13 protein-coding genes are annotated in these 12,407 nt (G+C 72.3%); 8 read left to right on the forward strand and 5 right to left on the reverse strand.

Features of this window, described 5'->3' with window-relative positions; genetic code table 11:
- Positions 1–93: 93 nt before the first annotated feature.
- Positions 94–1,212: a phosphoserine transaminase gene (gene serC, locus IA22_RS0116010; protein WP_014154764.1), complete on the forward strand. Its 1,119-nt coding sequence runs from the start codon at positions 94–96 to the stop codon at positions 1,210–1,212.
- Positions 1,213–1,361: 149 nt separating this feature from the next.
- The gene (locus IA22_RS0116015) at positions 1,362–1,973 is read left to right on the forward strand and encodes a Uma2 family endonuclease (protein ID WP_030123965.1); all 612 of its coding nucleotides are present in this window, start codon (positions 1,362–1,364) and stop codon (positions 1,971–1,973) included.
- 40 nt (positions 1,974–2,013) lie between these two features.
- Here the strand turns inward: IA22_RS0116015 and IA22_RS0116020 are convergent, their stop codons facing one another.
- Together IA22_RS0116020 and IA22_RS0116025 are read right to left on the reverse strand one after the other, a co-directional pair.
- Complete coding sequence (locus IA22_RS0116020) at positions 2,014–3,750, reverse strand: GAF domain-containing SpoIIE family protein phosphatase (RefSeq protein WP_030123966.1); 1,737 nt, start codon at positions 3,748–3,750, stop codon at positions 2,014–2,016.
- Between the two features lie 112 nt (positions 3,751–3,862).
- On the reverse strand, positions 3,863–4,417 hold the full coding sequence (locus IA22_RS0116025; RefSeq protein WP_030123967.1) for a GNAT family N-acetyltransferase: 555 nt from the start codon (positions 4,415–4,417) through the stop codon (positions 3,863–3,865).
- Between the two features lie 151 nt (positions 4,418–4,568).
- Between IA22_RS0116025 and IA22_RS0116030 the strand changes: the two genes are divergently transcribed.
- The 4 genes from IA22_RS0116030 to IA22_RS0116045 all read left to right on the forward strand — a co-directional run bounded on the left by IA22_RS0116030 (position 4,569) and on the right by IA22_RS0116045 (position 7,646).
- Positions 4,569–4,970, forward strand: coding sequence for a PPOX class F420-dependent oxidoreductase (locus tag IA22_RS0116030; protein ID WP_030123968.1), 402 nt, complete (start codon positions 4,569–4,571; stop codon positions 4,968–4,970).
- Positions 4,971–5,141: 171 nt separating this feature from the next.
- A complete protein-coding gene (locus IA22_RS0116035; RefSeq protein WP_014154769.1) occupies positions 5,142–6,266 on the forward strand; it encodes an ABC transporter permease in 1,125 nt (374 codons plus the stop codon).
- Positions 6,263–6,979 carry an ABC transporter ATP-binding protein gene (locus IA22_RS0116040; protein ID WP_015578253.1) on the forward strand — a complete coding sequence of 239 codons (717 nt, stop codon included), beginning with the start codon at positions 6,263–6,265 and terminating at the stop codon, positions 6,977–6,979. Before IA22_RS0116035 ends, IA22_RS0116040 begins: the two co-directional genes overlap by 4 nt.
- Positions 6,980–7,040: 61 nt before the next feature.
- A complete protein-coding gene (locus IA22_RS0116045; protein WP_014154771.1) occupies positions 7,041–7,646 on the forward strand; it encodes a TetR/AcrR family transcriptional regulator in 606 nt (201 codons plus the stop codon).
- Here IA22_RS0116045 and IA22_RS0116050 read toward each other — a convergent pair.
- A complete protein-coding gene (locus tag IA22_RS0116050) occupies positions 7,643–8,623 on the reverse strand; it encodes a YncE family protein (RefSeq protein ID WP_030123969.1) in 981 nt (326 codons plus the stop codon). The genes IA22_RS0116045 and IA22_RS0116050 overlap by 4 nt on opposite strands.
- Here IA22_RS0116050 and IA22_RS0116055 point away from each other — a divergent pair.
- Both IA22_RS0116055 and IA22_RS0116060 read left to right on the forward strand, forming a co-directional pair.
- Positions 8,622–9,386: a GDSL-type esterase/lipase family protein gene (locus tag IA22_RS0116055; protein WP_209443739.1), complete on the forward strand. Its 765-nt coding sequence runs from the start codon at positions 8,622–8,624 to the stop codon at positions 9,384–9,386. The two genes, IA22_RS0116050 and IA22_RS0116055, sit on opposite strands and share 2 nt — an antisense overlap.
- Before the next feature lie 100 nt (positions 9,387–9,486).
- Positions 9,487–10,461: an endonuclease/exonuclease/phosphatase family protein gene (locus tag IA22_RS0116060; RefSeq protein WP_078468403.1), complete on the forward strand. Its 975-nt coding sequence runs from the start codon at positions 9,487–9,489 to the stop codon at positions 10,459–10,461.
- Between the two features lie 59 nt (positions 10,462–10,520).
- Here IA22_RS0116060 and IA22_RS0116065 read toward each other — a convergent pair whose 3' ends face one another.
- A complete protein-coding gene (locus IA22_RS0116065; protein ID WP_014154775.1) occupies positions 10,521–11,162 on the reverse strand; it encodes a TetR/AcrR family transcriptional regulator in 642 nt (213 codons plus the stop codon).
- Between the two features lie 340 nt (positions 11,163–11,502).
- Positions 11,503–12,381 carry a DUF4429 domain-containing protein gene (locus IA22_RS0116070; RefSeq protein WP_014154776.1) on the reverse strand — a complete coding sequence of 293 codons (879 nt, stop codon included), beginning with the start codon at positions 12,379–12,381 and terminating at the stop codon, positions 11,503–11,505.
- Between the last annotated feature and the right edge of the window lie 26 nt (positions 12,382–12,407).

A 12,407-nucleotide genomic window follows, 5' to 3' on the forward strand; every position in this document is an offset into this window, starting at 1 on the left:
TCCGTTCCGACGGGTCTCCCGCGGTCCGGAGCATGAGTCTCATCCGGCGGACACGGTCCTCGACCGCTTTCCGGAGGGACTACGCTCCGGACCGTGGCTGACATCCAGATTCCCGCTGACCTCAAGCCCGCCGACGGACGTTTCGGCGCCGGGCCCTCCAAGGTGCGGACGGAGGCGGTCGACGCGCTGGCCGCGACCGGCACCTCTCTCCTCGGTACGTCCCACCGCCAGGCCCCGGTGAAGAACCTGGTCGGCGAGGTACGTGACGGCGTACGCGACCTCTTCTCCCTCCCCGAGGGCTACGAGGTGATCCTGGGCAACGGCGGCTCCACCGCCTTCTGGGACGTCGCGACGCACGGTCTGATCGACAACAAGTCCCAGCACCTGAACTTCGGTGAGTTCTCGTCCAAGTTCGCGAAGGCCGCCAAGCTCGCCCCGTGGCTGGCCGACCCGACGGTCATCGCCTCGGACCCGGGCACCCACCCGGACCCGAAGGCCGAGGCGGGCGTCGACGTCTACGCCTTCACCCACAACGAGACCTCCACCGGTGTCGCGGCTCCGGTCAAGCGGGTCGCGGGCGCCGACGAGGGCTCCCTCGTCCTGGTGGACGCCACCTCCGGTGCGGGCGGCCTGCCGGTCGACATCACCGAGACGGACGTCTACTACTTCGCCCCGCAGAAGTCCTTCGCCTCCGACGGCGGCCTGTGGATCGGTGTGTTCTCCCCGGCGGCCCTGGACCGCGCCGCGCGCGTCCACGCCTCGGGCCGGCACGTCCCGGAGTTCTTCTCGCTGCCCACGGCGATCGACAACTCGCTGAAGAACCAGACGTACAACACCCCGGCGCTGGCCACCCTCTTCCTGCTGAACGAGCAGCTGAAGTGGATGAACTCGCAGGGCGGCCTGGACTTCACGACCGGCCGCACGGCCGCCTCCTCGCAGGCCCTGTACGGCTGGGCCGAGGACTCCAAGTACGCCACCCCGTTCGTCACCGACCCCGCGAAGCGCTCGCAGGTCATCGGCACGATCGACTTCGAGGACGGCATCGACGCGGCGGCCGTGGCCAAGGTGCTCCGCGCCAACGGCATCGTCGACACCGAGCCGTACCGCAAGCTGGGCCGCAACCAGCTGCGCGTGGCGATGTTCCCGGCGATCGACCCGGCGGACGTCCAGGCGCTCACGGCCTGCATCGACTACGTGATCGACAAGCTCTGACGGCTCCCCGTCCGGAACGGCCCCGCACACCCCGGTGTGCGGGGCCGTTCCCGCTTCACCCGACCGGGTGGCGCCGCCTGAGGACGCCCCTTCGGGGTCCGTCGTCCTACGATGATGCTCTCGACACCAGCGATCCCAGGAGGCCCGCAATGTCTGCAGCAGCAGTCGAGCACCCCTGTGACGATGAGCCGGAACCCATGCTCGTGACGGCGAACCGTCTCATGGGACAGCTTCCGGGTCATCGCGTCGAGATCGTCGGAGGCGTCATCACCGTGGCCCCACCCCCGGACGGCCCGCACGCCAATGCGCTGACCACACTCATGATCCCCTTTCTGGCAGCCGGCCTGCACGGCGAGGAGACCCGCGTCCTGCAGGCGATCGGCCTGTGGCTGCCCGGAGGCCCGGAGGACTACGCCATCCCGGACCTCGCCGTCGTGGACGCGGACTTCGACGAGCATCGCGTCGAGAACAGCTGCTACGACCCGGCCGTCTTCCGCCTCGTCCTGGAGGTGACCTCCGGCAACTACAAGAGCGACCTGCGGCACAAGGTCTCCGCGTACGCCGAGGCCAAGATCCCGGTGTACGTGGTCCTGGACCGGCGCCACGGGCGCCTGCACGTCCTCACGGAACCCACCGGCTGCACGTACGACAGTCACGAGGTGTACGCCCCCGGCCAGTCGGCCGAGCTCCCCCCGTCGATCGGTGCCGACCTGACTCTGGACGTCGCCGAGCTGGTCGAGGCGGGCCGCCCCCGTACCTGAGAGCGCACGGCCCGCAGGGGATCGCGCCGTCCCGGAGGCGTCAGCGCTCGCCCTGGTTGACGCGGACGACGAGCACCGCCACGTCGTCGCGTTGCGGGGCGTCCTTCAGCCCGTGGGAGAGCGCGTCCAGGAGCAGCGGCAGTGGCTTGTCGCCGTGTTCGGCGAGGGTGGACGCCGTCTGCCGGATTCCCCTGTCGATGTCGGCGTCGCGGCGCTCGACCAGCCCGTCGGTGTACAGCAGGAGCACGCTGTCCCGGGGGAGGTCGTGGGTGTGGTCGTGCCGGGGCAGCTCGCTCGGCGTGCCGAGGAGGAGGAGATCGTGGTCGCCCAGGGCCGAGACACGGCCGTCGGGGGCGCGCAGGAGCGGCGGCGGGTGTCCCGCGTTGGACCAGGTCAGCCGCCACCGGCCGGCGTCGAGGTCGAGGCGGGCGTGCACCGCGGTGGCGCCGGGTCCCAGGGGCAGCACGTCGAGGGCGCGGTCCACCGCGTCCAGCGCGGCGGCGGGTGAGTGCGTGCGGTGGTCGAGGCTGGCCTGTCGGAGCATGCTGCGGACCTGGCCCATCACGGTCGCGGCCTGGACGTCGTGTCCGATGATGTCGCCGACGGACAGCATCACGCCGGGCTGCGTCGCGGCCGGGGGCGGCGGCAGCTGGTAGGCGTCGTACCAGTCTCCTCCTACCATGTCCTGGTCGGCGGCCGGGAGGTACAGGGCGGCCATGTCGAGGCCCGGTACCGTCGGCAGGTCGGTCAGCATGGAGGCCTGGAGCTGTTCTGCGGTGCTGAGCCGGTTCGCCACGAACCTGGTGCGCTCCACCGCCTGGCTCACGTATCCGGCCACCGCGGTGAGTACCGCCTCCTCGGTCAGGGCCGGTGCGTGGGGGCGGGACCAGCACCACGTCAGCACCCCGCGGCCGTTCAGCAGCGGGACGCTCAAAACGGACCGGAGCCCCAGCGAGTCGTATCCGGCGACGGCCTCCGGGCTGTAGCCGGACACCAGGGCCTCGTGGTCCGGTACGAAGACGGTGCGCGATTCGCGCATGGCCTCGGCGCTGGGGTAACCGGCATCCAGGTCCAGGCGGTCGACCGCCTGCTCCACCGGCCGCACGTCGTCCGGGTCGATCACGCGCCACAGGCCCCGGCCGTCCGCGAGGAGCAGCTCCACGAAGGACGGTTCGGCGGGCCCCCGGAACAGATTGCGCAAGCGACGGGTGAGGTCCGTCAGGTCGCGCGCGTGGGCGAGTTCGACCGAGGCGCGCAGCAGCAGCCCGGCGTGGTCGCGGTCCCGGCGGAGCAGTTCGGTGGCGATCCTCATGCGCAGCTCCACCGAACAGGCCGCGGTGAGGTCCTCGAGGTCCTGCAGTTCGCCCGTGGTCCACTTCCGGGGCTCGTGGTCGATGGCGCAGAGCGAGCCGAGCACGTGTCCGTCGGCGTCGGTGAGCGGCAGGCCCGCGTACGCGACCACCCCGAGGTCGGGGATGGCCAGGCTGAAGCAGGTGCGGGGATTCAGCCGGGTGTCCTCGAGGACCAGCGGTCGGCCGTCGACGACGACGTGCTGGCAGAACGAGTGGCTCAGCGGGGTCTCGCGCCGCGTCGCCCAGGGTTCGGCGAGTCCGACCATGCCGGGGAAGACCTGCCGGTCGGTCTCCAGCAGCGAGACCAGGGAGACCGGGACGCGCAGCAGCCGGCAGACGAGCCGGGCGAACCGGTCCATGCCGGGGTCGGCCGCCGCCGACAGCCCTGCGAGTCTCAGGGCCTCCACCCTCCCGAGATCACCCACCCCAGGGCCTCCGTCGCTCGCCTGGCAGGATCCGCGGTGCCCGCGCACCGTCTCCTATGAAGGTATAAGACAATTCGCGCCATGTCGTGATCAGGGTAGGTATGGGAAATGATCAGGACAGGCGCGGGAGCTCCGCCGCCCGCTCCGGTGCGGATTCCCGGGGGATCTCCCTCCGCCACCGCACCTCGCCGTCCTCCCACTCCCCCGTGGGCAGCAGTCCGGCGGCGGAGGCCACGGCGGCCGAGGCCGTGTGCTCCGGGTGGATGTGGGCGACCACGGTGGTCACGGGGCCCCGCTCCAGCAGGTGCCGGACCAGCCCGGCCGCCGCCTCCTTCGCGTAGCCCCTGCCCTGCCACGGCGTCCCGACCACCCAGGCCACCTCGGCCCGCTCACCGCGCACGGTGGCCTGGACGTACCCGGCCAGACGTCCTTCGCCGCGCACCCGGAGCACCCAGTTCCACCAGAGCTCGGCCGGATCGGGCGAGCCGGCGCTCTGACGTTCGTAGCGGGCCCGTACGGCCGCCGCGTCCTCGGGGGCACCTCCCGTGTAGGTGTGCAGGGCGGGGTCGAAGAGGACCGCGGCCATCTCCTGCGCGTGCGCGACGTCGAGCGGCAGCGCGTCGAGGCGCGAGGTGGAGAAGGGCTCGGGGGCACCGTTGACCTGCATGGGCCGGAGCCTACGCCGGTACCGCCCGGGGCCGGCGGCCGAGCCGGAGGAGTCCGTGTACCGCCGGAACGGCCGGGGAACCTCGGCGGACGATCACATGAGAAGTGCCCGAAAAGCACGGATCACCCTTTTTTGCTGCACCATGGAATACATGGAGACGATCCATGAGCTGGAGCCCTTCGTGAGGCAGTACACCGTCCTGCTGAGCAGTCGCAGGCCGGACGGATCGTCCGCCCACACCCCCGTCAGCATCGCCGTCGAGGGGGACCACGCCTACATCCGCACCTTCTCCTCGGCCTGGAAGGTCGACCGGATGCGCAACCACCCGGTGGTGGAGATCGCCCCGTGCACCGTCCGGGGCGCACCGACGGGGCCGCCGGTCAAGGCGTGGGCACGGCTCCTGCCGGAGGGGTCCAAGGAGGACACGCACGCCTCCCGGACGATGTCGAGGAAGTACCCGGCGCTCCAGGGCGTGGCGGTCCCGCTCGTCCACCGGCTGAAGCGCGACCGCACACTCCACTACGAACTCCGCCCGGTCGTCGACGACATCTGAGGTGGGGCGCGACCCTCCCCGCCCGACCGCGCCGCCGCACTCCGAACGCAACGTGCCGACAGGTGTGTCGATAACATTCGATAGGATGCCGACACTCGCGTCGTCAACTTTTGGCAAAGCTGACGAGCCGAGCAGTCATGCCTCCATCACCTTCGTCACTCGGAGAATTCCGTGTTCCTCGCCCTACGCGATCTGCGCTTCGCCCGCGGTCGCTTCACCCTGATGGGCGCGGTGGTCGCGCTCATCGCCGTGCTCGGCGTCCTGCTGTCCGGGCTCGCCTCCGGCCTGGCGGATGCCGGCATATCCGGTCTGCGCGCGTTGCCCGTGACCCATCTGGCCTTCGACGAGAAGGCGACCAGCGAGCAGTTCTCCCGCTCGACCGTGGAGGAGAAGGACTGGCGGGCATGGTCCGAGGCCCCGGGCGTGGAGCGCGCGGAGCCGTTCGGGAACACCCTGGCCAACGCCCAGGTGACCCAGGGCTCCAGGAAGGGCGAGCAGGTCAACCTCGCCGTCTTCGGCATGGCGCCGGGCTCCCTCGCACCCGCCCCCAGCGAGGGTGAGGGCCTGAAGGAGGGCGGCTCGGGCATCGTGATCACCCGCGAGATCGCCGATCTGGGCGTGCGGATCGGAGACGTCCTGACCGCGGACAAGAGCGAGGTGCCGCTGAAGGTCGTGGGCCTGGTCGACGAGACCGTCTCCTACGGCCACATCGGCGTCGCCTACACCGACCTCGACACCTGGCGGCACCTGCACTACGGCCTGCCGGGGGACCTGCCCGAGGCCGCCGGCCGGCAGGCCACGGCCGTCGCGCTGACCCTGGAGCCGGGCGCGGACATCGCCGCGGTGGAGAAGGCGACCGGCACCCGCGCCGACACCAGGGAGGCCACCTTCGACGCGTCCCCCGGCTACGCGGCCGAGTCGAGCACCATGGCCCTGATCAAGGGCTTCCTGTACGCCATCTCCGCCCTGGTCGTCGGTGCGTTCTTCACGGTCTGGACGGTGCAGCGCAAGGCCGAGATCGCCCTGCTCAAGGCGCTCGGCGCCCCCACCGGATACATCCTGCGCGACGCGCTCGCCCAGGTCGTCGCCGTGCTCGTCGGCGCCACGGCCCTCGGCACCGCCGTCGGCCTGGCCCTGGGCAGCGCGATGATCGGCAAGGCGCCCTTCTCCCTCTCCGCCCCCGCCATCGCCACCTCCTCCGGCCTCCTCATCGTCCTCGGGACCGTGGGCGCCGTCGTCGCCGTCCGCCGCATCACCGCCGTCGACCCCCTGACCGCTCTGGGAGCCACCCGATGACGACACCCGCCACCGACCGCCGGACCGCCCCGGACGCCGCGGGCTCCGACGGACTGCGCCTCGACGACGTCACCCTCACCCTGGGCGACGGCGATACCGCCGTCACCGCCCTCGACCACGTCGGCCTCCACGTCGCCCCCGGCGAGTTCGTCGCCGTCGTCGGCCCCTCCGGATCCGGCAAGTCCAGCCTCCTCGCCGTCGCCGGCGGCCTCCAGAGGCCCACCTCGGGCACCGTGCACATCGCCGGCGCCGAGCTGACCGCCCTGCCGGACAGGGAACGCACCGCCGCGCGCCGCCGCCACATCGGTTTCGTCTTCCAGCAGTCGAATCTGCTGGCCTCCCTCACCGTCAGGGAGCAGCTCCTGCTGCCCCTGCACATCGACGGCCGTCTCGACGCCGCGGCCCGGGCCCGGGCCGACGAACTCGTCGAGGCGGTCGGGCTCACGCACCGCGCCGGCTCCCGCCCGCATCAGCTCTCCGGCGGAGAACGCCAGCGCGCGGGGCTGGCCCGCGCCCTGATGACCTCCCCCGCCGTCCTGCTGGTGGACGAACCCACCTCGGCGCTGGACCGCGTACGCTCGGCCGAGGCGGTGCGGCTGATCGCCGAGCAGACCCACGAGCGTGGGACGGCCACCGTCATGGTCACCCACGACACGGCGATAATGGACGCTGCCGACCGGGTCCACGAGATGGTCGACGGCCGCCTGTCCTGACCGGCGCCGCGGGCCGGAACCTCGCTCCCGGCCCCGTCCGCCATCCAGGAGCCCTCCCCGCATGCCGAAGATCAACGCTTCCACCGTCGCCGAACACCGCGCCCGGCAACGCGAGGCGCTGATCGAGGCGGCGATCGACATCCTGGTCAACGAGGGCGCCGCCGCCGTCACACCGGCGGCGGTCGGCGCCCGCGCGGGCCTCGCCCGCTCCAGCGTGTACCAGTACTTCGACTCCTCCGCGGCCCTCCTGGGCACGATCACGGAGGAGGCCTTCCGGCGTTCCAACGAGGCACTCGCCCGCGCCCTGGCGACGGCGGACGGCCCGCTGGAACGCGTCGAGGCGTTCTTCAGGGAGAGCCTCCGCCTCGGCGCCGAGGGCGCGCACCGGCCCGCTGCCGCCCTCATGAACGCCGGCCTCGATCCCGCCTGCCAGCAGCGGCTGATGGAACTCCACCTGGAGCAGGTCGAACCGTTCCGCGCCGCCGTCCGGCAGCTCGGCGCTCCCGAGCCCGCTCTCACGGCCGACCTGGTCGCCGGAATGCTGCACACGGCCCTCGCCGCCGTCGAACACGGCACGCCCCTCGACACGGTCACGGAACGCACGCTCACGCTCGTGCGCCGCTGTCTCACCCCGACCGGCGGCACGGTCCGGGAGGACGCCTCCTAACCCCGGCGCCGCTTGGCGGCCAGCAGCGCCAGCACGATGACGACGACGGCCACGGCGCCGCCCGTCACGGTGCCCGTCCGCCCGTCGTCGTCCTCGCCGTCCCCGGCCGACGTCCCGCCGCCCCCTCCGCCGGCGGAGGGCGTTCTACCGCCGCCCTCCACCTCCACACGCACCACTTCGCTGCGCTCGCCCTCGGAGCCGAACATCATCGCCGAGCCGTCGGCGGTGTACGTCACCGACTCGGACTGCCCCTGGAGCGGCACGCTCACGGCCCGGTCCTCGCCCAGCCGGCCGTTCTCGAAGGCGTAGCCCCGGGCACTGAAGTAGGACCGCAGCACGAGGTTCCGGCCGTCCGGCGAGAACGCGCCGTCGGTCACCCACGGCACCTCGCCCACGCGACGGAAGACGTTGTTCCCGCCGGTCGTCAGCTTCTGCGGACCTTCGTAGAGACCGCCGCCGTCCTCGTTCTTCGAGGCGATGTAGACCCGGCCCGTGACCGGATGGACCATCAGCGCCTCGGCGTTGCGCGCCCCGTCCGCGTACGTCACGTCGAACTGCGTGGCCCGCACCGTGGCGTCCGCGAGCCGTTTCGGCTCCGGGAAGCGGTAGATCCAGACGTGGTCCCAGGATCCGTCGAGGTTGTCGCCGATGTCACCGACGTAGAGGTTCCCGTCGGGTCCGAGCGAGATCGCCTCCACGTCACGCGGTTCCCCGACGCCCTGCATGGTGATCGTCGCCACGGTCTTCCCGGTGCGGGAGTCGACGGCGTAGACGTACGGCCCGTCGTCGCTGTCGTTGTGCGTCCAGTAGACGCCCGGATGGATCCTGCTGGCGGCGAGACCGCTGGACTCGGTGATCCGGGGGTCCTCGATCGTGAACGTCCGGTCCGCCCCGTCCCCTTCGTCCGCCACGGCGGGCACCGGTCCCGTCAGGAACAGGAGGGCAGCGGCGGCGGAGACGGTCAGCAGCGATCTCATGGGACAAGTGTCCACTGTCACGTCGCAGGCCGGAGCGGTGATCGGCCATGATGTCGCCATGCGTTTTCTCTTCGTCGGCGACAGCATGACCGTGGGCAAGGCCGGCGACTTCACCTGGCGCTACCGCATGTGGCAGCACCTCGAAGCGACCCTCGGCGACGGCGGGTACGCGATCACGGGCCCGCGCACCGGGTTGTACGACACCGAGGCGAACGCCCCGCTCTCCCACGCGTACGGCGACGCGGCCTTCCCCGCGTCCGCGCGGCGGCACCTGGCGGGCTGGGGCGAGGGGTGGCTCCACATGGCTCCCGTCATCGCAGACACGGTGACGGCGGCCCGTGCCGACGTCCTGCTGGTCTCGCTCGGCCTGATAGACCTCGGCTTCTACACGGACAGCGCGCAAACGGCAGCGAACGCACGGGACTTCATCACGGCGGCCCGCACCGCCAACCCCCGGATCAAGCTGGTGCTGCTGCCCGTCATACCGAATGTCCGGGCGGAGTCCGACGGCCCCTTCGCGGCCGAGTGCGACCGCTTCAACGCCCTGCTCGCGGAGACGGTGGCCGACCTGGACACGCCCGCGTCGCCGGTCCTGCTGACGGAACACCCCGCCGGTTACGACATCCACACGGACACCTACGACGGGACCCACCCCGGCCCTACCGGGGAGCACAAGCTGGCCGGTGCCTTCGCGGACGCCATGCACCGGGCCTGGGGCGTCGGCGGCCCCTACGCCGGGGCGCTGGCGACGGCCGGGCACTGACATCCGGCCCGGCCGCAGCTGCCGGAACCGGATCAGGGACCGCTGCGTTCTCCTTCCGGGCGGGGCGCCGTGGGAGGCGCCCGGACGGGAGCACGGAGCAGTGGCCGGGAAGCAGGGCGCGAAACGGCGGAACGCGGTCGAGCGGGGCTGGAGTTGGGGGCGGGGCCGCGTGCTCGCCGCGCTGTGCCTGCTTGTCGCCGTGCTGCTCGCCCTCCCCGGCCTCGTCCCTGACGGCCCCGGCCGGATGGGCAGTCTGCTGGAGACCTTCCTGCCCTGGCTCGGCCTGGCCGTGCCCGTCCTGCTGGTCGCGGCGCTGCTGCGCCGCTCGTTCCTGGCGGTGACCGCGCTCCTGCTGCCCGTCGTCTCCTGGTCCGCCGTGTTCGGACCCCTGCTGTCCGGCGCGGGCCCGACTCCCGACGACGCGTTCACGGTGGTCCAGCACAACATCAGCGACGTGAACCCCGACCCTGCCGCCACCGCACACGCGCTGGCCGGGACGGGAGCCGAACTCATAGCCGTCGAGGAGCTGACGGCCCCGGCCGTACCGGCCTTCGAAGCGGCGCTGGCCGGGGACTACCCCCACCACGCGACGAGGGGCACGGTCGGACTCTGGTCGAAGCACCCCCTCGGCGCCGTGCGCCCGGTGGACATCAGGCCGAGCGGTGTGGGCGAGGGCTGGGACCGGGGGCTCAGGGCGACGGCCCGTACGCCGCGGGGCGAGGTCGCCGTGTACGTCGCCCATCTGCCGTCGGTCAGGATCGGCCCGACGACCGGCCTCACGTCAGGACGGCGGGACGAGAGTGCCGCCCTGCTGGGTGAGGCGCTGGCCGCCGAACCCCTGGAGCGGGTGATCCTCCTCGGCGACCTGAACAGCACCCTGGACGACCGGGGTCTGGAGCCGGTCACCGAGCTGATGGACGAGCCGGGGCCGGGCTTCGCCTTCAGCTGGCCGGCGGCGTTCCCGGTGGCCCGGATCGACCAGATACTCACCCGCTCGGCGACGGTCACCGGCATCCGGTCCCTGCCCGCCACCGGCAGCGATCACCTGCCCGTGGTGGCGGACGTCAGGCTGTGAACTCCTGCCCCCGGTCCACCGAACGGCCGCCGGGACGGCGTACGGGCGGCCCGCGCCGGTCAGTCGGCCATCTCCGCGCCGAGCATCGCGAGCCCCAGTTTGGTCAGCTCCTCCGTCACCTCGTCGGGCCGTGCCCTGCGGGGGCGTCGGGCGTGGTGGGCCATGAGCTCGTGGACCGTGCCCACCATCACCATCACGACGACCCGGTGGTCCCGCTCCGCCACCTCGCCACGGACCGCCGCGCGCTCGGCCTCCCCCGTCAGGAAGTCGGTCCACAGGTCGCGCCACCGCTTGCAGTGCGCGTCCACCGCCGGGCTCACACCCAGGACCTCGACGAACGTCACCCGCGCCTCACGCAGATCCCGGGTCACCGCCGACACGTACGCGTGGAAGAGCCGCCGGAAGCGCTGCTCCAGGGGGCAGTCGTCCATCCCCTCGGAGAGCAGGGCCACTTCGGACGCCCGCAGTCCGGCGGTCGTGATCTGGTTGTGGAGGGCCATCAGCAGACCCTCCCGGGAGCCGAACTCGTCCCGGAGCGCCTCGACCGGCACCCCGGCCATCTCGCACAGGTCCTGCTCCGACGTCTGCGCGTAGCCGTAGACCCCGAACAGCTCCAGGCCGGCTTCGACGAGCTGCCCACGGGCCCGCGCGCGTACACCGTCGACCGCGCCGGTCAGTTGGTCCACCGGGACATCCACCACGGGTCCTCCTTGGTCTGCCACCTACCCGGTGCCGCACGGCCGCCGGAGAGCGGTGCCGTGCGGGCCGGAGAGCGTCGGGCGCCTCTGGATGGCGCGTGCGCCATTGTCGTGGTGCGCACCGGCATCGGCGTCCCACGCCGCGCCGCCGAGCGCACAGTCCGCCAGTACCGGTGACTGCTCGCACTGGTGTACCGAAACCGCCTGGTCAGCGGTCAGGTGTGTCCGTGCGCGTGCCACACCGGGCGACACCGGCGCCGAGCTCCGTGCGGCGGGGGTCAGCGGGTCGGCGCGGTACCCATCGCGCCGAGTCCCAGCAGGGTGAGGGACGGCGCCGGCCTGCTCAGAGGCGCTTCAGCACGGCTCGTTTCGCGGTGGCGAACTCCTCGTCCGTCAGGATCCCCGCCTCGTACAGCGCGCCCAGCTCGCGGAGCCGGCGCAGCAGGACGTCGTGGTCGTCGGCGGGCGGGGCCGGGGCCGGTACGGGCGGCGGCGAGGCGGCTTCGAGCGCGGGGGCGGCGGCAGGAGCGGGCGCCGGCATCCGTACGAGGACGGCCGCGGCGACCAGGACCGCGGTGTACTCCCGTTTCGACAGCCCCCACAGTTCCAGGGAGTACGGGTCGAACTTGGCGGGCGCGGGCGAGACGGCGCCTCCCCGGTCGAAGCGCAGGGAGCCGTTCTCCAGACCGATCGCGGGTACCCAGCGCACCCCCGTCACCTCGGGAAGGGGCAGGGTGACGGTACCGCCGGCCGTCTTGGACTCCTCGGCCTTCCAGTTCCAGGTGAGGCGGACCGTCTGCCCGTCGAAGGACGCGGTGCCGTCCCCGCCGCCGCCCGACACCGGTACCGACGGCCCCGGCAGCAGGAAGCCGTCCACCGGCCCGTCGGGCACCTGCTCGATCAGCAGGGCGTTGCGGATCTCGTCGACGAGGTATTCCGCCACGCCCGTGCGGTCCTTCTCCACCACGAGCTGGTACGGGTCGGCGGCGTCCTTGAGCCGTCCGTCCGCCGCCCGGAGAACGGGGCAGGCACCGGCGCGCAGCCGCAGTCGAAGACGGCCGCCCTTGCGGTCCGGCTCGAACGACACTCCCGCCACCGCGTGCAGCGGGACGGCGAGTTCGCCGAGGTCCTGGCGCACCGGGTGTGCCTTGCCGCCGGGGACGATGCGCACCGTGTCCCCGTCGAAGCTCCACGTTCCGTCGCGCGAGATGATGTCCGCCATACGGCGGATTCTGCCAGGCGTGCCCG

Source organism: Kitasatospora papulosa (assembly GCF_000717245.1).
Taxonomy (GTDB): domain Bacteria; phylum Actinomycetota; class Actinomycetes; order Streptomycetales; family Streptomycetaceae; genus Streptomyces; species Streptomyces papulosus.